17 protein-coding genes and 2 tRNA genes are annotated in these 21,063 nt (G+C 61.4%); 7 read left to right on the top strand and 12 right to left on the bottom strand.

Annotated elements, in window-relative coordinates; genetic code table 11:
* Positions 1-362: 362 nt before the first annotated feature.
* The 4 genes from DWV32_RS08705 to DWV32_RS08690 all read left to right on the top strand — a co-directional run bounded on the left by DWV32_RS08705 (position 363) and on the right by DWV32_RS08690 (position 4,012).
* A complete protein-coding gene (locus DWV32_RS08705) occupies positions 363-2,702 on the top strand; it encodes a cation-translocating P-type ATPase (RefSeq protein WP_117757898.1) in 2,340 nt (779 codons plus the stop codon).
* 147 nt (positions 2,703-2,849) lie between these two features.
* Entirely contained in the window at positions 2,850-3,071 is a 222-nt protein-coding gene (locus DWV32_RS08700; RefSeq protein WP_006235338.1) for a heavy-metal-associated domain-containing protein, read from the top strand.
* A gap of 51 nt (positions 3,072-3,122) precedes the next feature.
* Entirely contained in the window at positions 3,123-3,392 is a 270-nt protein-coding gene (locus tag DWV32_RS08695) for a metal-sensing transcriptional repressor (RefSeq protein ID WP_233540445.1), read from the top strand.
* Between the two features lie 146 nt (positions 3,393-3,538).
* Positions 3,539-4,012, top strand: coding sequence for a hypothetical protein (locus DWV32_RS08690; protein WP_117655756.1), 474 nt, complete (start codon positions 3,539-3,541; stop codon positions 4,010-4,012).
* Between the two features lie 133 nt (positions 4,013-4,145).
* On the opposite strand, the gene DWV32_RS08685 is transcribed toward DWV32_RS08690, so the two are convergent.
* The 5 genes from DWV32_RS08685 to gltB all read right to left on the bottom strand — a co-directional run bounded on the left by DWV32_RS08685 (position 4,146) and on the right by gltB (position 14,484).
* The gene (locus DWV32_RS08685) at positions 4,146-5,516 is read right to left on the bottom strand and encodes an amidohydrolase family protein (protein WP_233540444.1); all 1,371 of its coding nucleotides are present in this window, start codon (positions 5,514-5,516) and stop codon (positions 4,146-4,148) included.
* Positions 5,517-5,812: 296 nt separating this feature from the next.
* On the bottom strand, positions 5,813-6,874 hold the full coding sequence (locus DWV32_RS08680) for a hypothetical protein (RefSeq protein WP_147346224.1): 1,062 nt from the start codon (positions 6,872-6,874) through the stop codon (positions 5,813-5,815).
* Positions 6,875-7,167: 293 nt separating this feature from the next.
* The gene (locus DWV32_RS08675) at positions 7,168-7,875 is read right to left on the bottom strand and encodes a hypothetical protein (RefSeq protein ID WP_117757894.1); all 708 of its coding nucleotides are present in this window, start codon (positions 7,873-7,875) and stop codon (positions 7,168-7,170) included.
* A 424-nt stretch (positions 7,876-8,299) separates the two neighbouring features.
* The gene (locus DWV32_RS08670) at positions 8,300-9,781 is read right to left on the bottom strand and encodes a glutamate synthase subunit beta (protein ID WP_117757893.1); all 1,482 of its coding nucleotides are present in this window, start codon (positions 9,779-9,781) and stop codon (positions 8,300-8,302) included.
* A 5-nt stretch (positions 9,782-9,786) separates the two neighbouring features.
* Positions 9,787-14,484, bottom strand: coding sequence for a glutamate synthase large subunit (gene gltB / locus DWV32_RS08665; protein WP_117757892.1), 4,698 nt, complete (start codon positions 14,482-14,484; stop codon positions 9,787-9,789).
* Positions 14,485-14,970: 486 nt separating this feature from the next.
* Between gltB and gpmA the strand changes: the two genes are divergently transcribed.
* Both gpmA and DWV32_RS08655 read left to right on the top strand, forming a co-directional pair.
* Positions 14,971-15,717, top strand: coding sequence for a 2,3-diphosphoglycerate-dependent phosphoglycerate mutase (gpmA, locus tag DWV32_RS08660; RefSeq protein WP_187361852.1), 747 nt, complete (start codon positions 14,971-14,973; stop codon positions 15,715-15,717).
* Positions 15,718-15,792: 75 nt separating this feature from the next.
* The gene (locus tag DWV32_RS08655) at positions 15,793-17,049 is read left to right on the top strand and encodes an Nramp family divalent metal transporter (RefSeq protein ID WP_117757890.1); all 1,257 of its coding nucleotides are present in this window, start codon (positions 15,793-15,795) and stop codon (positions 17,047-17,049) included.
* 308 nt (positions 17,050-17,357) lie between these two features.
* On the opposite strand, the gene DWV32_RS08650 is transcribed toward DWV32_RS08655, so the two are convergent.
* From DWV32_RS08650 to DWV32_RS08625, 6 genes are all read right to left on the bottom strand, one after another.
* Positions 17,358-17,501 carry a rubredoxin-like domain-containing protein gene (locus DWV32_RS08650; protein WP_055251878.1) on the bottom strand — a complete coding sequence of 48 codons (144 nt, stop codon included), beginning with the start codon at positions 17,499-17,501 and terminating at the stop codon, positions 17,358-17,360.
* Between the two features lie 89 nt (positions 17,502-17,590).
* Entirely contained in the window at positions 17,591-18,094 is a 504-nt protein-coding gene (locus DWV32_RS08645; RefSeq protein ID WP_055251877.1) for a flavin reductase family protein, read from the bottom strand.
* 208 nt (positions 18,095-18,302) lie between these two features.
* Positions 18,303-18,773, bottom strand: a complete 471-nt coding sequence (smpB, locus tag DWV32_RS08640; RefSeq protein ID WP_006235325.1) for an SsrA-binding protein SmpB — start codon at positions 18,771-18,773, stop codon at positions 18,303-18,305.
* A complete protein-coding gene (locus DWV32_RS08635) occupies positions 18,763-19,680 on the bottom strand; it encodes a hypothetical protein (RefSeq protein WP_117564212.1) in 918 nt (305 codons plus the stop codon). The genes smpB and DWV32_RS08635 overlap by 11 nt, the downstream gene beginning before the upstream one ends.
* A gap of 97 nt (positions 19,681-19,777) precedes the next feature.
* Positions 19,778-19,854, bottom strand: a tRNA-Glu gene (locus tag DWV32_RS08630).
* Positions 19,855-19,871: 17 nt separating this feature from the next.
* Positions 19,872-19,945: transfer RNA gene (locus DWV32_RS08625), tRNA-Gln, on the bottom strand.
* A 265-nt stretch (positions 19,946-20,210) separates the two neighbouring features.
* Between DWV32_RS08625 and DWV32_RS08620 the strand changes: the two genes are divergently transcribed.
* Positions 20,211-20,621 (top strand): hypothetical protein, encoded by a 411-nt coding sequence (locus DWV32_RS08620; protein WP_117629499.1) that lies wholly within the window; start codon positions 20,211-20,213, stop codon positions 20,619-20,621.
* A gap of 72 nt (positions 20,622-20,693) precedes the next feature.
* Here the strand turns inward: DWV32_RS08620 and DWV32_RS08615 are convergent, their stop codons facing one another.
* A complete protein-coding gene (locus tag DWV32_RS08615) occupies positions 20,694-21,053 on the bottom strand; it encodes an arsenate reductase family protein (protein ID WP_117583016.1) in 360 nt (119 codons plus the stop codon).
* Positions 21,054-21,063 lie beyond the last annotated feature (10 nt).

Genomic DNA, 21,063 nt, shown 5'->3' with positions numbered 1-21,063 from the left:
CTGCGGAAACGCGGGACCCGTTCAGGCTGTTGCGTTGAGATTGAAAATCAACCCGGGGCGGACCTGGGCCAATTGTCTCAATCTGTAACAGATACTCAGCAAAAACCGGTCCAGCTGTTATAGATCGAGACAAACTCAAACCTCGCAAAACAAAATCTCGATCTATAACAATTAGAGGTCATTTTCCCTGCTAGATGTTACAGATTGAGATGTTTGGCAGGGACTGCCAACGATTGAGCAGCCGCCCTCATCTGTAATGAAAAGTCATACATTCCAACTATTACTAGACACCCCCAGGGGGTATGGGTGTATAGTATCGGTTGGTTAACAATTCCAACACTAAACTACAGAAAGGAGAAGCCATGGCTCAAGATAAATTCGATGTGGGTGGCATGACGTGCGCCGCCTGCCAGGCGCACGTAGACCGCGCCGTGAGCAAGCTCGACGGCGTCGAGAGCGTCGCGGTCAATCTGCTCGCCGGCTCTATGCTGGTGGACTACGACCCTGCGCAGGTCTCCCCCGACGATATCTGCACCGCCGTCGACCGCGCTGGCTACTCGGCCTCACCCGTCAGCACGGGCACCGACGCCGCCCAAAGCGGCAGTACGCAAGCCAGGTCCGGCGCCGCCCATATGGAGTCGCCGACCAAAAAGTTGGAGGCCGCCGCCTCTGCCATGCGCACCCGCCTCATCGTCTCAATCGTCTTCCTCATCCCGCTGTTCTACATAGGCATGGGGCACATGCTCGGTTGGCCACTGCCCGGCGTCTTCACCGACCACACCCACAGCATGACGCTCGCCCTCACCGAGCTCGTCTTGCTCATCCCCATCGTCTACGTCAACGACGCGTACTTTATCAACGGCTTCAAGTCGCTCGTGCACGGCGCGCCCACCATGGACGCCCTCATCGCCGTCGGCGCCACCGCTTCCATTGCCTGGTCGCTCTACGCCATGTTCATCATGGCCGACCAGCTAGCCGCAGGTCAGGTGCACGAGGCCATGATGACGGGCATGGACAACCTCTATTTTGAGAGCGCGGGCACGATTCTGTCGCTCGTCACCGTGGGCAAATACCTCGAGACGCGCAGCAAGTCCAAGACCGGCGGCGCCATCGAGGCGCTCATCGACTTGGCGCCCAAGACCGCGACCGTCGTTGCCGATGACAGCACCGAGACCACGGTGGACGTCGACAGTATCCTTCCCGGCCAGGTCCTGCGCGTGCGCCCCGGCGAGTCTATCCCCGTCGACGGCGTGGTACTCGAGGGCGCGTCGGCCGTGGACGAGAGTGCGCTCACCGGCGAGTCCATCCCCGTGGAAAAGACCGCCGGCGACACCGTCAACGCCGCCACCGTCAACCGCACCGGTTCGTTTACCTTCCGTGCCACACGCGTGGGCGCCGACACGTCGCTTGCCAAAATCATCCAGCTCGTCGAGGACGCCAACGCCACCAAGGCGCCCATCGCCCGCCTGGCCGACAAGGTCGCCGGCGTGTTTGTGCCCGTGGTGTTCGTGATCTCGGCCGTGACCTTTGCGGTATGGATGGCGCTGACCGGCAGCATAAACGAGGCGCTCACCTCCGCCGTGGCCGTGTTGGTGATCAGCTGCCCGTGCGCACTCGGCCTGGCCACGCCCGTCGCCATTATGGTGGGCACCGGCAAGGGCGCCGAGATGGGCATTCTGTTTAAGAGCGCCGAGGCGCTGGAGAATCTGCGCAACGTGGGCACCGTGGTGCTCGATAAGACCGGCACCGTCACCCGCGGCAAGCCGGCCGTGACCGACATTGTGGTTGCCGTGCGCGCCGACGGCTCGCCCGCCATGAGCGAAAAGTCGCTGCTCAAGCTGGCCGCCGCGTTGGAGCGCTCGAGCGAGCACCCGCTGGCCGAGGCGATTATGGCCGAGTGCGAGGCACGCGGAATTGTCGCGCGCATGGTCGAGGACTTTGCCGCCGTGCCCGGTCGTGGCGTAACGGCGCGCGAGGGGCAGAATGTCATCGCCGCCGGCAACGTACGCCTGATGAACGAGTTGGGCGTTACCGTGCCCGCGGGTCTTACCGAGCAATTTGCCGCCGAGGGCAAAACACCGCTGTTCTTTGCCAAGAACGGCGAGCTTGTCGGCACCATCGCCGTGGCTGACGAGGTCAAAGAGACGAGCGCCGGGGCCATCGCCGCGCTCCGCAAGCTCGGCGTCGACGTGCGCATGCTCACCGGCGACAACCGCGTGACGGCCGAGGCTATCGCCCGCCGCGTGGGACTCACCAGCGAACAGGTCATCGCCGACGTCCTCCCCGCCGACAAGGAACGCCACGTGCGCGAACTGCAGGATGCGGGCGGCAAGGTCGCCATGGTGGGCGACGGCATCAACGACTCCCCCGCCCTGGCGCGCGCCGACGTGGGCCTTGCGATCGGCACCGGCGCCGACATCGCCAAGGAGGGCGCCGACGTGGTACTCATGCGCAGCGACCTCATGGATGTTGCGCGCGCCATCGAGCTTTCGCGCGCCACGATCCGCAACATCAAGCAGGACCTGTTCTGGGCGCTGTTCTACAACGGCATCGGCATTCCGCTGGCGGCAGGCGTGTTCTTCCCCCTCACCGGTTGGCAGCTCTCGCCGATGTTCGGCGCCGCGGCCATGAGCCTGTCGAGCGTGTGCGTCGTAAGCAATGCGCTGCGCCTACGAACCTTTAAGCCTAAAGTGGCAAAATAGGTTCACCCTTAAGTCCATTTAGAACGGGTTTTCCAGGCGCCCGAGATTGACCTGAAAGAGGAGCGACGCGTACTTTGGTACGCGAGCGACGGCTTGAAGGCCAAGGTCGGGTGCCTGGGAAAGCCGACACAACAGAGAGGAATACCGATGCGATACACAATCAAGACTTCCGGCCTCATGTGCGGCCACTGCGACGCCACCGTCGAGACGGCGTTGCTCAACGTTGCCGGCGTGACCGACGCCGACGCCGATCACGAGACCCAGACCGTCCAGGTTGAGTGCGCCGACACCGTGACCGCCGAGCAGCTCGCTGCCGCCGTCGAGGGCGCCGGCGAGAAGTTCCACGCCCTGTCCGTGACCGCCGCGTAGCAGCTACCAGAAGCATTCGACCCCATCGACCAGAAACGAGGACCCGCCATGATGGCAGACCACAAATCGGTGACCCGCATGCTCAAGACGGCACGCGGCCAGATCGACGGCATCTTGCGGATGGTCGATGAGGACCGCTACTGCATCGATATTTCCACGCAGCTCATGGCAACGCAGGCGCTCATTGCGCGCATCAACGCCGACGTGCTCAAGGCGCATATCGAGGGCTGCGTGACTTCGGCAATCGAATCGGGCGACGAAGACCTCAAGGCCGCCAAGCTCGCCGAGATCGAACGCGTCGTCGACAAGCTCTCCAAGTAATTGGGGCATTGGGGACGGACTGCTTTGCACCTTCTTGGTGCATCGGGGACAGGTATGTTTGCACCACCTTGGTGCAGATTGACCTGTCCCCCTTGCTCTAAATCGGGTATAAAGGCGTGCAGCATATCGAACGAAAGGCAATTTGCATGAATGACTTTATGAAGGGCCGCAATGGCGCCGATGAGCTCACCATCGTTATGGGCTTTGTCGGCATCGTCATCGCGATGATCGGATCGATAGCCCATATCCAGTGGCTCAGCTGGATTGCCATCGCCGTAATCGTGATTGGCGTGCTGCGCGGCCTGTCCAAAAATATCGATGCACGTCGCAAGGAAAACGCGGCCTTTGTCGCCGCGACCGCTAACGTCCCCGGCCTGGGCAAGTTCGTAGCGAGCTTGGGTAGCGGCACCGCGGCTGCCAACGCCTCGCGCACGGCCGGTACCAGCAAGGAAGACTTTGAGCGTGCCAAGCGCACGGCCAAGAAGATGTGGAAGGGTCGCAAGACCACAGCATACCTCAAGTGCCCCAACTGCGGCCAGATGCTCTCCGTCCCCAAGGGCAAAGGCAAGATCCGCGTCACCTGCCCCAAGTGCCACGCCAAGATGGAAACCCGCTCCTAGCGCCCGCACGCGGGACAAATTAATCAGGTTTGTTTGTCCCAAATCTTAAGTATTTGTTCGATAAAAAAGCCGAGGCCTCGTGTTGAGACCTCGGCTTTTTGCATGCGGCAACGGAGCTGCCCCTTTGTCACATCTACGCCACACCGTCGCGGGCGAGCTCCTCAGCCAGCGCTTCGGCAGGCATGGCCATAATCGCGTCGAGCTCGGCGTCCACCTCGGGAATACGCTTCACCTTGAGTTTGCGCACCAGATCACCACGGCACATCACGTACGTCGGCTCACGCAGTGCGCACAGATCATCGAGCGGGTTCTTGCGCGTTACCAAGATATCGGCAGCCTTGCCGCACTCGATCGTACCGGTCTCGCCGCCCAGCCCCAGCAGCTCGGCATTGATCTGCGTAGCCGTATGCAGCGCAAAGGCGTTGCTCACGCCCACGTACTTGGCAAAAAAGGCAACCTCACGCCACATGTCGTACTGCGTCACAAACGGGCAGCTCGAGTCCGTGCCCAGGCCCACCTTAACGCCAGCTTCCAGTGCGGCACGGGCGCTCTCGATGATGCCCGAACACACAATGTCGCCGTTCTTCTTTTGCGTGTCGGTCGAATGGGTCTTCTCCGGATCGAGCAGCACAAACGGCAGCGCGGGGCTGATAGTGCAGGTAACGCTGGGCGCACGCCCCTCAAGCTGCGTGCCCGCGGCGCCGCGGTACAGTTCCAAGATCTCGGGAGTCATCGGGGCACCGTGCTCGATCGTATCGACGCCGGCCTCAAGCGCGGCCTTCACGCCCTCGGTGCTCTCGACATGAGCCATAACCGGCAGGCCCACCTCGTGCGCCGCCTTGCACGCCGCCGCGGCAACATCGATCGGCATGCGCAGCACGCCCGGCTCGCCAACTTCGGTCGCGTCGAACACGCCACCCGTCACGAACAACTTGATGACGTCGGCACCACGCGCGTACAAGTCGCGCACCTGTTCGGCTGCCTCGACGGGGCTGTTGGCCACCTGGGCGAACAAGCCCGCGCCGTGGCCACCCGGCACTGTAACGCCCGTTCCCGGCGCTACCAGACGCGGACCCTGATACTTGCCGGCATCGATAGCATCTCGCACGGCGATGTCGGCAAACAGCGGGTCGCCCGCACCGCGCACCGTAGTCACGCCGCTTGCCAGCTGCTGCTGGGCGCTGCCTTTGAGGATGTGGCGAACGATGGCGCGGCCCACGGGATTGTCGAGCTTCTTCATCAGCGCGCCCGCATCACCCGCCGAGACCGGCTTGCCCGAACCGCACAGATGCACGTGCATATTGATGAGACCGGGCATGAGATACGCACCACCCAGGTCGATAACCTCGGCACCTGCAGGCGCCTGCGCCACAGCACTCGGCCCCATCCAGGTGATGACGCCGCGCTCAACAGTCACGGCCATATCGGGTTGCGGCTCCATATGCTCCGAACCATCCAGAATGGTCGCATTGATAAACAACGTGGAACGATCGGCAGATGCCATATCGAGCTCCTCCCTCACGATTAACTTGAACATTTGTCCATTATCACCTAGTCCCGCTGGATTGCCGCAGACGCATCGGTTAACGGAAGGAAGAGGGGATGTGGGGAGACGGAACACGTTGCAGTCCCACCCCAACGACACCAGGGAAATGTCTCGATCTGTAACAGGTACAGGGTTATTAGGCCCCTCGATGTTACAGATCGAGACATTCGGTCGACGTTTCACCGGCTTGTCTCGATCTGTAACAATTACGAGCTCAAACAGCCTCTAAACGTTACAGATCGAGACAAAACCTCTCAGCGCCCATACCACTGGCATCTCCACTCCTCAGCCAATTCAACCTGCCGAGGAATACCCGCCAGCCTCATTTTCTCGACCAGCTTCCCCGGGTCTTTGAGTTCGTTAAACGTAAACCGAAGCACCTTATGCCCGAGCATTGTCAGATGAGATTCCCGCTGACGCTCTGCCACGAATGGGTCAACCGACTCCCGACCCTCGCCGCTCTGCAAGGTGTACTTCCCCTTTCCGTCGAGCTCGCCGATGACACACGTCCCGTCCTCGAGCCGCCAAAAATAGTCGACGCGAAACACCTGGCTCGGATCGAGCGGGTCGCGAAACTCCACCTGCAGCTCCGGAACCGGAAAGCCGTACGCAATAAAGAATGCTCGGAACCGAGACTCGCCGCCGTTTTCAGACAGCCCGTCCGCATACGACGCAATCACCTGTGCCCTGCGATACCCTCGCCTGCCCTCGCAATCGGCGCGGAGGCGCTCGCACAAATCCCCACGTGATACGCCTTTCGCCCGCAGTGCAGAATCGGCAATCGCCAACCCGTAGGAGAACGGCGCACGCAGTAGGCAATCCTCCACCGTGCGCCAAAACGACGTCACCCGCACGCCATCAACATGCTCGAGTGCGCCCGCCATCTGCGGACGCAACAGCCGACATCCTGCACTCAGCGGCACCGAGCAACCTGTCTTAACAAGATATCGTGGCCCAAGCAGATCATTCGGCACCTCCAGACCCCACAAAAGCGCCACGTCATAGCCCCAAAACGCCCAATCGGGATGAAACTCCGCAAGCCCTTTGATGGACCGCAGCGCTCGCTCCGCCGGCGTCAGCGCATCCCAATCATGTTGAAAACAGAACAAATACGGCTCGGGCTCCGCGATATCGTCGGTTCCAACATGACGCCGCAGCCACATGAGCTCGGCATTGTCATGCGTTGCGAGCAGCGCACCTTGCTCGGTCGCCTCCGTGAGTCGCGCGAGCATCCTATTCCGCGCCAACGTGTTGCGAGTCGTATGCTTGTGCTTGAAAACGGTATTAGACACTTCCATCACCACCACATCGGACAAATGGACCATCGTCACCGTTGCCCCCGCCGACAAATGTCTTGATCTGTAACAGGAAGACCGATTTTTGGACTGTAGATGTTACAGATTGAGACATTCCCCCCAGCCAGGTGCCAAACGTCTCGATCTGTAACAGTTAGACGTTCTCCAGGCCCCTAAACGTTACAGATTTAGACAAACCAGCGGCGCCCAAGCATTCGTCTCGTTCTGTAACAGGTAGACCGGTTTTTTGCCCCCAAACGTTACAGATCGAGACAAAAAGGCAAAAGGCAAGGCAGGCGACAACTACCCATCCCCTACTCCCACTCCTGCTCGTAGATGTTGAGCGACCTTACGTACCGCCCCTGGGCGCCCATGATGTCGCGGACCAGACGCAAGAAGAAGCTGATGCACGAGGTGTCAAAGCCGTCCTGCAGATCCTCGGGATGCACCGCACCAGGCCCATCGACCGCCGTGTCGTTCAGGCGCGCGATGTCATACAGGTAGAGCTGTCCCGCCGTAAGCCAGACATCGTCGACGCAGGCGAGGCGCACCGCAATCGCGCCGTCGTTCCAATGCTCCTTCCGCACGATATGCGGGTCGTAGACATCAAAGCGATGATCGGTGCGTGTGTCCTTCAGCACGACCATGCCGGACGCAGGATTCTTGTCCAAAATGCCAAAGCGCGAGAAATACTGCGTATCACGCACCTGCTCGAGCCGCTTGAGCGAGGCAGGCGAAAGCGATGCCGGCGGCTCGTCAACATATAGCTCGAGCAGCGTTTTGCCTTGGCGATAGGGGCGCTCGAAGAGCAGCCAATCAGTAAACGCCATGTTGTAGGCCATGATTTCGTTTTGCGAAGGCTCGGTGCAATAGCTGAGCCACGGGTCGACAATGATCTCGAACTGTTCGCGCGCCGGCTCCAAAAACTGGAACTTCCGCAGCATCCAAAAATGGGCCATGTCGGCAATATCGTTGCCGACGGCTTCAGCCAGCTCTGCTCGGTCAAAAGCGTGGTCAGTCATGGCATCCTCCTCAAACTGATGGACCTCAATTTGAGCTTACGAGGAGGGTGGGCAGCCACGACCAGCGCGGGCAAAATAGGCCTCCGGCTGCAAACCAGATGCTGACCAAACACTTGACGAAAAGCTTGACCGAAAATGCGCACCGCAACAAAACCGCAGGCAAACATAGACGGCCAACCCGCCTTTTTGAGCCAGATGCCTGCAGCCACCACAGAAACAACAGGTGACCACAGCCCAAGAAGTCGACAAATGAACATCCTTACGTCGACAAACGCGCAAACTGCTCGCAAATCCGCAAGGAGTGTCCCCGAATGCCGGCACAAAAGGAACGTCCCTAACTGTCGGCACTTAGGGACGTTCCTTTTGTGCCGGCAGTTAGGGACAGCCCTTGCCGATTCGATTGTTGAATATCTCCGTGACTACTTTACAGTTCCAGTGCCTCGGCGACTTCGGCTGCGCAGGCCAGGGCATCGGCCATGGCGCTCACCACGAGCGAGCTGCCGTTGCGGGCATCACCGGCCACATACACCGGCGCGGCATCCGCGGCGACACCGTCGACACGGGCCGCAAGGTGCGAACCCTCGGCAGCCATCACCGGCAGCGGACGACCAGCTGCGGCAACGGGCACGCCAACAGCGTTGAACACACCGTGCTCGGGACCCGTAAAGCCACAGGCGATGAGCACCAGCTGTGCCGGCACCTCATGCTCGGAGCCCGCGATGCGCTCCGGCTTGCCGGCCGACCAGTCCAGATTGACCACGCGCAGACCCGCAGCCGCACCCTTCTTGTCCAGCAGCACCTCGAGCGTATCCACGCCCCAGGCGCGCATCTCGCCACCCATGGCGGCAATGGCCTCCTGCTGGCCATAGTCGGTCTTCTTCACATTGGGCCACTGCGGCCAGGGGTTGCTCGCCGTACGCTTATCGGGCGCCGCCGGCAAGAACTCAAACTGGTGCACGCTGCGCGCACCCTGGCGCACCGCGGTACCCACGCAGTCGTTGCCGGTATCGCCGCCGCCAATGACCACGACGTCCAAACCGCGCGCATCAATCTCCGGCTCACCGCCATCGAGCACCGAGACGGTCGAAGCCGTCAGGTAGTCCACGGCGTACACCACGCCGGGAGCGTCAATGTTCGCAGCAGAAAGCCCACGCGGGGCACGGGCTCCGGCAGCCACCACAACGGCGTCGAAGCCGTCGAGCTTGGCAGCCACCGCAGGATCGCTCACGTCGGCACTCAGCTCGAACACAATACCCAGCTCGCGCATAAGTGCCACGCGACGCTCGACCACAGACTTCTCGAGCTTCATGTTGGGAATGCCGTACATGAGCAGGCCGCCCGGGCGGTCGTCGCGCTCAAACACCGTCACGCGGGCGCCGCGACGCGCGAGCTCCCACGCAGCCACCAGGCCAGCAGGACCGGAGCCGACCACGGCAACCATGGACGCGCCCTCCCCCGCCGGCTCAAAGCGACGCGGACCGCCATTTGCCCACTCATGGTCGCTGATCGCGCGCTCGTTGTCATGGATCGTCGTGGGCTGGCCATCGACCGAACCCAGGTTGCACGCGGCCTCACACAGTGCCGGGCAAACGCGGCTCGTGAACTCGGGCATGGGCGAGGTGAGCGACAGGCGCTCGGCCGCCTCCTCCCAGCGGCCGCGGTACACCAGCTCATTCCACTCGGGAATCAGGTTGTGCAGCGGGCAGCCGCTCGGGCGTGCCTTGCCAAAGCTCGCGCCCATCTGGCAAAACGCCACGCCGCACATCATGCAGCGGCTCGCCTGGGCGCGACGTACGTCGTCATCGAGTTCCACGTACAGCGGATCAAAATCATGGCTGCGCTCCTCCACGGGGCGAAGCTCGTGGGTCACGCAATCGATATCAAGAAAAGCGCCGGGCTTACCCATGGCACTTACGCCTCCTTCTTGGTCGAAGCAAGAGAGCTGGCAGCCACGGACGCAGCGCCCGCAGCACCGCCCGCGACATCAAAGCGAGCAACATCCGCGGCGCTCGCGCGACCGGTCACGATGTCAAACGCCAGCTCCTCAGCCTGCGCATGCGTCTTGCCCACGGCCTCGGCCGCGGCGACGATCGCCAGCACGCGCTCGTACTCGGTCGGAATGACCTTCACAAAGTGCTTGCTCATCGTCTCAAAGCTGTAGAGCAGCTTAATGCCACGCGGGCTCTGCGTCGCGTCCACGTGCTCCTGGATGAGCGCGCGAATCTGCGCCAGCTCGCCGGTCGTCGGGGCCTTGAGCTCCACGCTCTCGTGGTTCACACGGGCATCGAGCGTGCCGTACTGGTCAAAGACATAGGCCACGCCGCCCGTCATACCGGCGGCGAAGTTCTGCCCGACCTCGCCCAGGATGAGCGCCAGACCACCCGTCATGTACTCGCAACCATGGTTGCCGCAGCCCTCGACCACCACGGTGGCGCCGGAGTTGCGCACGCCAAAACGCTGGCCGGCCAGACCGTTAATGAAGCCGCGGCCGCTCGTGGCACCAAAGAACGCCACATTGCCCACGATAATGTTCTCGTCGAACTTGTAGGTCGCATGCGGGTTGGGGCGTACCGACACCTCGCCGCCCGAAAGACCCTTGCCAAAGTAATCGTTGGCATCGCCGCACACGTTAAGCGTAATGCCGCGCGGCAGAAAGGCGCCAAAGCTCTGACCAGCCGAACCGTCGCAGTCGATGGTGATGGAGCCGGCGGGCAGGCCCTCGGGATGCGCCTTGGTCACCGCATTGCCCAGGATGGTGCCCACGCAACGGTTAACGTTGGCGATATCGGCATGGAAACGAATCGGGCGCAGGTGCGCACGGGCATCGGCCGTATAAGGCACAAACAACGTGGAGTCGAGCGTCTTGTCGAGCTCGCTGTCCGCGGCCATCTGCGGCAGGAAGTGACGACCGTCGGCACCCGGGATGTGGGCACCAAACTCACAGGTCGCGCTCGCCAGAACGGGCGACAAATCGAGCAGGTTGGCCTTGCGGTTGCCCGGCACCTCGATCTGGCGCAAGCACTCGGGATGACCGACCATCTCGTCGACGGTGCAGAAGCCCAGGCTCGCCATGACCTCGCGCAGCTGCTCGGCAACAAAGAGCATAAAGTGCTCAACGTGCTCGGGTTTGCCGCGGAAGCCGCGACGCAGGCGGCAGTTTTGCGTGGCGATGCCGGCGGGGCAGGTATCCTGTTGGCAGTCGCGCTGCATGAGGCAACCCATGGAGATGAGCGGCATGGTCGCAAAGCCAAACTCCTCGGCACCCAGCAGGCAGGCGACGGCGACGTCGGTGCCGTCCATGAGCTTGCCGTCGGCCTCGAGCACCACGCGGGAGCGCAGGCCGTTTTGCAGCAACGTCTGCTGAGCCTCAGCAAGGCCGAGCTCCAGCGGCAGGCCAGCGTGCCAAATGGAATCGCGCGCCGCGGCACCCGAGCCGCCGTTATGGCCGCTGATCAAAATCTTGTCGGCGGCACCCTTGGCTACGCCGGTAGCGATGGTGCCGACGCCGGCCTCGCTGACCAGCTTGACCGACACGCGCGCGCCGGGGTTGGCGTTCTTAAGGTCAAAGATCAGCTCCGCCAGGTCCTCGATGGAGTAGATGTCGTGGTGCGGCGGAGGCGAGATCAGGCCGATGCCGGGCGTGGACTGACGGACCTCGGCGATCCAGGGGTAGACCTTCTTGCCGGGCAGGTGGCCGCCCTCGCCGGGCTTGGCGCCCTGGGCCATCTTGACCTGAATCTCGAAGGCGCTGCACAGGTAGCGGCTTGTCACGCCAAAGCGCGCGCTTGCCACCTGCTTGATGGCGGAGTTCTTGGAGTCACCGTTGGCCAGCGGGGTCTCGCGACGCGGATCCTCGCCGCCCTCGCCGGAGTTGGAACGGCCGTGCAGGCGGTTCATGGCGATGGCCATGCACTCGTGTGCTTCCTTGCTGATGGAGCCGTACGACATGGCGCCGGTGTTAAAGCGGCGGACGATGTTGAGCGCGGGCTCGACCTCGTCGAGTGCCACCGGGGTACGGCCGCTGGCATCAAAGTCGAGCAAGTCGCGCAGGCGCACGGCACGGCCGGTGCGGTGCAGGCGGGCGCTGTACTCCTTAAAGGTGTCGTAGCTGTCCTCGCGGCAGGCGGTCTGCAGTAGGTAGACGGTCTGAGGGTCGATGAGGTGTTCCTCGCCGCCGAGCGGGCGCCACTTGGTCAGACCCAGTGTGGGCAGCTGATCGGGAGCCGGGCTTTTAAGGATAGCGAGCGCGGCGTCGTAGCGCTCATTTTGCTCGCGCTCGACGTCCTCGACACCCATACCGCCCACACGGCTCACCGTGCCGGCGAAGTACGCGTTGACGAACTCCGACGTAAAGCCCACGGCCTCGAAGATCTGCGCCGAATGGTAGCTCTGCACCGTGGAAATACCCATCTTGGACATGATGGAGACGATGCCGGCGGTCGAAGCCTTGTTGTAGTTGGCGATGCCCTGCTCGGCCGTCACGTCCAGATCGCCGCGTGCCGCCAGATCACGGACGCACGCATGCGCGTTGTACGGATAGATGCCGCTCGCGGAGTAGCCCACCAGTGCCGCAAAGTCGTGCGGGGACACGGCGTCGCCACACTCCACCACGATGTCGGCAAAGGTACGCACGCCGGCGCGGATCAGGTGGTTGTGCACGCATCCCACGGCGAGCAGTGACGGCACAGGGACCTCGCCCGCCGCAGCACGGTCGCTCAGCACCACGATGTTCACGCCATCGCGGACCGCAGCCTCGACGTCCTCGGCAAGCTGCTTGAGCCCAGCCTGCAGCGCGCCCTCGCCGGCATCGCGGCGGTAGACGGCACGGAAGCGGCGGGTCTTAAAGCCCACGCGGTCGATGGCGCAGATGCGGTCAAACTCCTCCTCGCTCAGCAGCGGACGCTCCAGGCGCACCAGCTGGCAGGCCGTACGGGAATCCTCAAGCAGGTTGCCGTGGTTGCCCAGGTAGAGCGTGGTCGAAGTTACCATATGCTCACGCAGGGCATCGATCGGAGGATTCGTGACCTGAGCGAACAGCTGATAGAAGTAGTCAAAGAACGAGCGCGTCTTCTTGGACAGGCAGGCCAGCGGTGCGTCGATGCCCATCGAGGCGAGTGGGGCCTTGCCCTGCTGGGCCATGGGACGCACGACCTCGTCGACGTCATCCCAGTGGTAGCCGAGCTTGGCCATACGCACGGCGGCGGGCACCTCGGCGTCCTCGGCGGGCGCGGGCGCGGCGGACTCATCGAGCGCGTCGACGGCCAGCGTCTCCTCGGCAACCCAGTCGTGGTAGGGCTTCTCCTTGGCATAGCGGGCGCGCAGCTCGTCGTTGTAGATCACGCGGCCGCGGGCAAAATCGACCTCGAGCATCTGGCCCGGTCCCAGGCAGCCGCTCGTCAGGATGTTCTCGGGGCGCACCTCGATGGTGCCCACTTCGCTTGCCAGCATAAAGCGGCCATCGCGCGTCACGTAGTAGCGGGCGGGGCGCAAGCCGTTGCGGTCGAGGGCGGCGCCCAGCGTGCGACCGTCGGTAAAGGCGATGGCCGCCGGGCCGTCCCAGGGCTCCATGAGCATGGACTGGTAGGCGTCGTAGGCGCGGCGCTCCTCGCTCAGACTGTCGTTGTGGTCCCACGGCTCAGGCAGCAGCATGGACGCAGCGCGCGTAAGCGGGCGACCGTTCATAACCAAAAACTCGAGCACGTTGTCCAAAATCGCCGAGTCGGAACCCTCGCGGTTGATGATGGGCATCACGCGCTCAAGATCGTGCTGCAGCACGGGGCTGTACAGGTTGGGCTCGCGGGCGCGAATCCAGTTGACGTTGCCCTTGAGGGTGTTGATCTCGCCGTTGTGGATGATAAAACGGTTGGGGTGCGCACGCTCCCAGCTGGGCGTGGTGTTGGTGGAGTAGCGCGAGTGGACGAGCGCAACGGCCGTCTTGACAGCGGCGTCGTTGAGATCGATGAAGAAGCGGCGCATCTGCGTGGCGACGAGCATGCCCTTGTACACGATAGTGCGCGAGCTCATGGAGCAGACGTAGAAGATCTTGTCGCGCAGGGCAAACTCGGCATCGGCCTTCTTCTCGATAGTGCGACGGCACACGTACAGGCGGCGCTCGAAGGCGTCACCCGCCGGCGTATCGTCGGGGCGGCCCAGAAAGGCTTGCAGAATGGTGGGCATGCAGGCGCGTGCCGTCTCGCCCAGGTCGTGCGGGTCGACGGGCACCTCGCGCCAAAAGAGCAGCGGCACGCCGGCCTCGGCGCAGCCCTCCTCAAACACGCGACGGGCATCCTCTACGCCCTTGTCGTCCTGCGGAAAGAACAGCATGGCCACGCCATAGTCGCCCTCTGCCGGCAGAATCTGGCCGCACTTTTGAGCCTCTTTGCGAAAAAAGTGATGCGGAACCTGGAACAGGATACCGGCACCGTCGCCGGTGTTCTTCTCGAGTCCCGTGCCGCCGCGGTGCTCCAAGTTGACCAGAATGGACAGCGCGTCGTCCAGAATCTGGTGATGGCGCTCACCGTTGATATCGGCAAGTGCGCCGATGCCACATGCATCGTGGTCGAATTCGGGGCGATAAAGGCCCTGCTGTTGAGCGGAATCTGCCTGCATCGCGATCCTCCCCTAGATATTTAGACAGTCAGTTGAATAGGCATAGTAGGAGCATCAGGGCATCGTTGTGTTTCCCGCCCGTTTCGAAACAATCGCGTAACGCACACCTTACGAGTGGGCACCGCCGACCTCAAGGGCGGCAACAAGGCGCCCAAGTTCGGCTTGTAAGCTCACCGCTTCAAACATCTCAATCTGTAACAGGAGGAACCGATTTTGGCGCCTAGATGTTACAGATTGAGATTTTCTGCGGGACGGTTTTGGTTTGTCTCGATCTGTAACACGAAGGGTCGGTTTTGGCGGCAAACTGTTACAGATCGAGACATTTCGGCAGCCCCCTTTCACCATCCCATTCAAATACAACAATTTTGTTAGTCTTGGTTAACTTTTAAGCTTAAAACGGGTATCCTTTGCGGCGTCAAGCAAACGGCACGCACACCGTGCCAGATCAAGGAGGCCCCTATGGCGCACCAAGCAGACCAGCAGACGATGCAACTCGTCCTCATCCGTCACGGAGAGTCCGAGTGGAACAAGCTCAACCTGTTCACCGGCTGGACCGATGTTGAGCTCACCGACACGGGCCGCGAAGAAGCCGCAGCAGGCGGTCGAGCCCTCAAAGAAGCCGGTTTCGACTTTGACGTCTGCTACACTTCGCGCCTCAAGCGCGCGATCCACACCCTCGACATCGTGCTCGGCCAAATGGATCGCGAGTGGCTGCCCGTCATCAAATCCTGGAAGCTCAACGAGCGCCACTACGGAGCGTTGCAGGGTCTCAACAAGGCCGATGCCGCGGCGGAGCACGGCGACGAGCAGGTGCTCATCTGGCGCCGCTCCTTCGATATCTGCCCGCCGGCACTCGAGCCGAACGACGCGCGCGATCCCCACACCCAGGAGCAATACCGTGATGTCGCGCCCGATCAGCTGCCCTATACCGAATGCCTCAAGGACACGATCGCCCGCGCCTGGCCCTATTTCGAAGACGAGATTCGCCCCCAGATGCTCGCCGGCAAGCGCGTACTCATCGCCGCACACGGCAACTCCCTGCGCTCACTCGTCATGAAGCTCGAGCACCTCACGCCCGAGGAGATCCTCAAGGTCAACATCCCCACCGGCGTGCCGCTCGTCTACACCTTCGATACCGATTTCAATGTCCTCGACAAGCGCTACATCGGCGACCCGGCGACCATCGCCGCCAAGATCGACGCCGTGGCCAATCAGGGCAAAGCGCACAAGTAGCCCCAACCCAAATCCGACGCGTGGCGCCGCACGACCCAGATGCGACGTCACGCCGCCCATACGCAGGAGCGCACCATGCTCAACCATCTCAAACAACACTTTGGCTCCCGACGCACCGGTGGTCACGGAGGCCTAGACATTGCGCGGCATATCGGCCCCGGGCTGCTCGTGACCGTCGGCTTTATCGACCCGGGCAACTGGGCCTCCAATATGGCCGCGGGCTCGCAGTTTGGCTACGCGCTGCTGTGGATCGTCACGCTGTCCACGATTATGCTCATCGTGCTGCAGCACAACGCGGCGCACCTGGGTATCGCCACGGGCGCCTGCCTTGCCGAGGCCACGACACGTTACCTCCCCCGCTTCGTCGGGCGTACGGTGCTCGCCAGTGCCTATCTCGCGACCATCGCCACCGCCATGGCCGAAGTCCTGGGCGGCGCGATTGCCCTTCAAATGCTCTTTGGGCTGCCCGTGCGCGCGGGCTGCGTCATCGTGGCGGCAGTATCGATGGCGATGCTCATGACGAGCTCCTACAAGCGCGCCGAACGCTGGATCATCGCCTTCGTGGGTGTGGTGGGACTCTCGTTTTTAGCAGAGCTCGCGCTGGTCAAAGTCGACTGGCCGCAAGCAACCGCAAGCTGGATCATCCCCAGCATGCCTGCCGACTCGGCAACGATTATCGTGAGTGTCCTGGGTGCGGTCGTTATGCCACACAACCTTTTTCTGCACTCCGAGGTCATCCAATCCATGCACTTCGAAGGCCAAGGCGAGCAAGTTATCGAAGAACGTCTGCACTACGAGCTCTTCGACACGCTCTTTTCGATGGGCGTGGGCTGGGCAATCAACTCGGCCATGGTCATCCTGGCCGCAACGACCTTCTTTGCGCACGGCATGGTCGTAGACGACCTCGCCGTCGCAGCGGCCACGCTCTCCCCCATCTTGGGCCCGGCGAGCTCGACCATCTTTGCGGTAGCGCTGCTGTTCGCGGGACTATCGAGTAGTGTGACGGCGGGTATGGCGGCGGGCACCATCACCGCGGGCATGTTCGACGAGGAATACGACATACACGACCGACATTCCTCGATCGGGGTGGCGGCCTGTTTCGTCGGCGCAGTGACGGCGTGCCTGGTCGTCCCAAATCCTTTTGAAGGTCTCATCTGGAGTCAGGCACTGTTGTCGCTTCAGCTGCCGATTACGGTCTTTGTGCTCATACGGCTCACCAGTTCACCCCGCGTCATGGGCAAATACGCCAACTCGCGCCCACTCAACGCGCTGCTTGTAGGGATCGGTGCCATCGTGACGATTCTAGATGTCGTGTTGTTGACAGGGATGTAATGGGACGGGGCACCTACCCAGGCAAACGTCTCGATCTGTAACAGGAAGACCCGTTTCGAGCCGTTAGATGTTACAGATCGAGATCATTCCGAGGGACAGCTCCGTTTGTCTCAATCTGTAACAAGTGGACCCAATTTCCACCGTTAGATGTTACAGATTGAGACAAAAGGTCGGCCGGACTCACAACAGACAGGATCGGCCAACAGCAACCGTGATCCCTTAGGGGCGGAGGAAAAGGGCCCCGGCCGAGAATTCGACCGGGGCCCTTGGACAGAGCTATGTGTTGCCGTGAGCCGCGTGCCGACGAGCTACTCCTCGACGAGCTCAAACTGATCGGGACCGACGCCGCACACCGGGCACACATAATCCTCGGGCAGCTCGGGCGTATCGACCTCAACCTCGTAACCGCAAACGACGCACACGAACTTATACGTCTTCTTCTCCTCAGCCATGATGTTCTCCTCTCAAACGCGACTGGTGATGTACTTCATTTATCAGTATAGATTCTCAATAATATAATGCAAGTATTTTTAAAACATTTCTAGCCTTGATACGAGGACGCCTTCGGAGGCGTCTTGCCCTTCAGGACCTTATGGTAGTAATCGTAGGTGAGCGGCGTCTCGTCACTCAAGCGCTCGGCATCCTCGACCTCGCCGATAAACAGTAGATGCGTGCCAACATCCACAGTGTCGATCAAATGGCAGCTAAACAGGGCCGCCGCGTGCTCGGGCACATAGGGCATGCCCAGAGCCGTCTCGCGGGTCTCGTATTTGGCAAACTTGTCATAATCGCTGCTAGTGCGGAACCCAAAGTTACCGATGTAGAGCATATCGGCGGTCTGATCGATCACGGTCAGCGCGAACGCTTTGGCCGAAGCGATGACGCCCGAGGTGACGTTGTCCTTGTTCACGGCAACCGAAATGCGCGGCGGCATGGACGTCACCTGCACCGCAGTGTTGATGACGCAGCCGGCGCGCAGCCCGTCTGCCGCGGCGCTCACCACGTACAGACCGCTCGGCATGGTAAAGAACGCAGTTTTGTCCATAACAATCACTCCCCTAACCCGGGTTGGAACCTCATGGATGTATGTACCCACAAAAAAGGCGACGCCCATACCGAACGCCGCCTTTGAGACATATGTGTCAAAACAGTATAAGCAAGATGAGACGCCCGCAGTTGCGGTGAAATAAGGACTGAATAGCCCCTCAAACAGGCAAAACAGTCCGTATTCCACCGCAACTTATACAGAACGCCTAGCGATTGCGCTCCTTGAGGGCGCGGTCGATCTCGCGTTGGACATCACGCTTGGCCATGTCCTCGCGCTTGTCGTAGAGCTTCTTGCCTCGGCCCAGGCCCAGCAGCAACTTTACGCGGCCGTCGGTATTAAAGTAGAGCTCCAACGGAACCAGCGCATAACCACGGTTGCGAAGTTTGCCGTCAAGAAAGTCGATCTCCTTGCGGTGCAGCAGCAGACGACGGCGGCGATCAGGGTCGCGGTTCCACACGCCACCATGGCTATAAGGGTGGATATGCAGGCCGACGAGCCAGCACTCACCGCCACGAATCAGTGCGAAGGTATCGGTAATCTGGCACGCGCGCTCGCGAATCGACTTGACCTCGGTACCGCTCAGCTCAATACCGCACTCAAACGTCTCATCGATAAAGTACTCGTGATGTGCCGAGCGATTCTTGGAAATGAGCTTGCGCTCGCGCTTACTGGGCATCGCCGGCCTCCTTGGCGCCATCGGCGTTTGAGCCCGCAGCCTCGCGCTTTGCCCTGCGCTCGGCATTAAGCTCGGCATCGCTCTCGCGCACCAGCTTGATAATCGCCGCGCATGCCTCCTCGCCCACCAGGTCGCGGGCACGGACCGTCAGACGCGTAGCCTCCTGCTTGTCGCCGTCGCTTGCAGCATCGGTCGCGCACATGATCAGGCAGATGGCGATCTCGGCCGAAGGCGAGGTCGGCACGCCCTGCAGGGCGAGCTCACCCATCACATGGTCGTCACTCTCGTCCGCGGCATCCGGATAGGTGGTATGGATCTTGTTGAGCAGGCGCGTCGTATGCGCATCATTGGGCGCCAGGCGCAGCGCCAGACGCGCGCAGCCCACGGCAGCCGAAATGTTCTCGGTCTCGGGCTCCAAGAAGTACTGACCCAAATTGGTGTAGGCGCGTGCGGCGCACTTACCGTCGCTCGCGCGCTCCAGCACCGAGAACGAGAGCGATGCCCACTCCTGCTTGTCCTCGAGCGCGCGGAACAGCTCGGCCAAGTCCAAGCGATAGTTGCAGTTCATGGGATCCCAACGCACGGCCTGCATCAGGGCATTCCGAGCACTCACATAATCCTGCTGGCGAATGTAGGCAAACGCCATGTCGGAGTACAGGCGGTCAAAGGGAACCTCGACCTGCACCAGCTCGCGCGGATCCTTCTCCACGCGGCGATAGGCCAGGCGCTCAAACTTGCTGTCGAAGCTAAAGTACTGGCGCTTCTCCTCCGTCTTGCACTCAGCGTCGATATACTCCTCGGCGAGCTCCACCAGACGCTCAAGCAGCGGCGTCGCCGTAGCCAGGTCGCCCTGCGCCAGATAGTTCTCGGCATACGTGATGTCTTCCAAGCTGATAGGCAGGTCCATGACAACTCCTCGGTCCGGGCGGCAGACTCAACGCGCGCCTTAAATATCGGTCAATACACAAAACCCGGGTCTCTTACGAGGCCCGGGCGTTCAATTTTGGTAGCCCGTACCAGATTCGAACTGGTGATCTCCGCCTTGAGAGGGCGGCGTCCTAAACCGCTAGACGAACGGGCCATATGTAGCAAATGCAATGGCTGGGATGGAGGGAGTCGAACCCCCATTGACGGAACCAGAATCCGCTGTCCTGCCATTAGACGACATCCCAATGACTGCATCGCTGCGCTCGGCTGTGCCTTTGCGCAAGAAAGAAATATACGGGAAGTCCCGCCGTGACGCAAGCCCTAATTTTGACTTTTTTGAAATTCAGTCAAATACGGCCGACACGTGAAGGACCTGTGAAGCACCAGCGACACGTACGGCGCCAAAGCCCGTAAAACATCCCACATCTACCGCTGGTAGATTACAACAATGCAGCACTCACGGCTGATGGCACAATCAAACCGTCATCATTACACGGATATCGAGGCGCCATGGACGAAGAGCTTGATTACCTATGGGAGACCCTGGGCCTCGAGATCACTGCTGACCTTTGGCCCGAACGGGACAAAATCCATCCCACCCTGCGCCCCGCCATCACGGTGATGCAGGCAAAATACCGCCGTGCATCCTTTTTGATCATGCGGATGTCATGGCACGCGGGACTCCCCGACCTTAAGCGAATCCAGGCAAGCCTCGTCGAGCTGTCCGGTATGCCGACTGTCATATCCGAGGCGCACCTGGAGCAGCGACAGCGCGAGCGACTGCAACAGCAGCGGATTCCCTTTATCTGCCCCGGTGTTCAGGCATATCTGCCCTTTATGGACGAGGAGTACTGGAGCGGCAAGCCCAACAAGCACGTAAAGGTCTACGGTCCGCACGAATGGGCACAGCTCAAGGATTGAGCCGAGCGAGCCCTCCGATGGAAAACACGTCCCACCCCGAGGGCTCAAAACGGGTCGCACTTTCCGCAACCGCTACAGCAGCGCCTCGGTCCAAGCTGCTTCCCTAAAGCCGGGAATCGCAAAGTCGTCGCCCACCAACAGCGGACGCTTGACCAGCATGCCGTCGGTCGCCAGCAGCTCGTAGCACTCCCGATCCGTCATGCCCGCATCTAGACGCGCCTTCAGGCCCAGCTCTCGATATTTCATGCCCGACGAATTAAAGAAGCGCCGCACCGGCAGTCCCGAACGAGCAATCCAGGTCGCAAGCTCATCAGCCGTGGGATTGTCCAAAACGATATCGCGGTCGATATACTCTACCCCGTGTTCGTCCAGCCATGCCTTGGCCTTCTTACAGGTCGAGCACTTGGGATATTCAACAAACAGTACGGTCATGGGAATCCTC

Source organism: Collinsella sp. AF04-24 (genome assembly GCF_003465685.1).
Lineage (GTDB): Bacteria > Actinomycetota > Coriobacteriia > Coriobacteriales > Coriobacteriaceae > Collinsella > Collinsella aerofaciens_AP.
This window is presented reverse-complemented; position numbering and strand designations above follow the sequence as displayed.

Bases quoted from the DNA above. Each gene is read 5' to 3' on its own strand.
- DWV32_RS08705 (WP_117757898.1), top strand. From the start codon at position 363: ATGGCTCAAGATAAATTCGATGTGGGTGGCATGACGTGCGCCGCCTGC.
- DWV32_RS08700 (WP_006235338.1), top strand. From the start codon at position 2,850: ATGCGATACACAATCAAGACTTCCGGCCTCATGTGCGGCCACTGCGAC.
- DWV32_RS08695 (WP_233540445.1), top strand. From the start codon at position 3,123: ATGGCAGACCACAAATCGGTGACCCGCATGCTCAAGACGGCACGCGGC.
- DWV32_RS08690 (WP_117655756.1), top strand. From the start codon at position 3,539: ATGAATGACTTTATGAAGGGCCGCAATGGCGCCGATGAGCTCACCATC.
- DWV32_RS08685 (WP_233540444.1), bottom strand. From the start codon at position 5,516: ATGGCATCTGCCGATCGTTCCACGTTGTTTATCAATGCGACCATTCTG.
- DWV32_RS08675 (WP_117757894.1), bottom strand. From the start codon at position 7,875: ATGACTGACCACGCTTTTGACCGAGCAGAGCTGGCTGAAGCCGTCGGC.
- DWV32_RS08670 (WP_117757893.1), bottom strand. From the start codon at position 9,781: ATGGGTAAGCCCGGCGCTTTTCTTGATATCGATTGCGTGACCCACGAG.
- gltB (WP_117757892.1), bottom strand. From the start codon at position 14,484: ATGCAGGCAGATTCCGCTCAACAGCAGGGCCTTTATCGCCCCGAATTC.
- gpmA (WP_187361852.1), top strand. From the start codon at position 14,971: ATGCAACTCGTCCTCATCCGTCACGGAGAGTCCGAGTGGAACAAGCTC.
- DWV32_RS08655 (WP_117757890.1), top strand. From the start codon at position 15,793: ATGCTCAACCATCTCAAACAACACTTTGGCTCCCGACGCACCGGTGGT.
- DWV32_RS08650 (WP_055251878.1), bottom strand. From the start codon at position 17,501: ATGGCTGAGGAGAAGAAGACGTATAAGTTCGTGTGCGTCGTTTGCGGT.
- DWV32_RS08645 (WP_055251877.1), bottom strand. From the start codon at position 18,094: ATGGACAAAACTGCGTTCTTTACCATGCCGAGCGGTCTGTACGTGGTG.
- smpB (WP_006235325.1), bottom strand. From the start codon at position 18,773: ATGCCCAGTAAGCGCGAGCGCAAGCTCATTTCCAAGAATCGCTCGGCA.
- DWV32_RS08635 (WP_117564212.1), bottom strand. From the start codon at position 19,680: ATGGACCTGCCTATCAGCTTGGAAGACATCACGTATGCCGAGAACTAT.
- DWV32_RS08620 (WP_117629499.1), top strand. From the start codon at position 20,211: ATGGACGAAGAGCTTGATTACCTATGGGAGACCCTGGGCCTCGAGATC.
- DWV32_RS08615 (WP_117583016.1), bottom strand. From the start codon at position 21,053: ATGACCGTACTGTTTGTTGAATATCCCAAGTGCTCGACCTGTAAGAAG.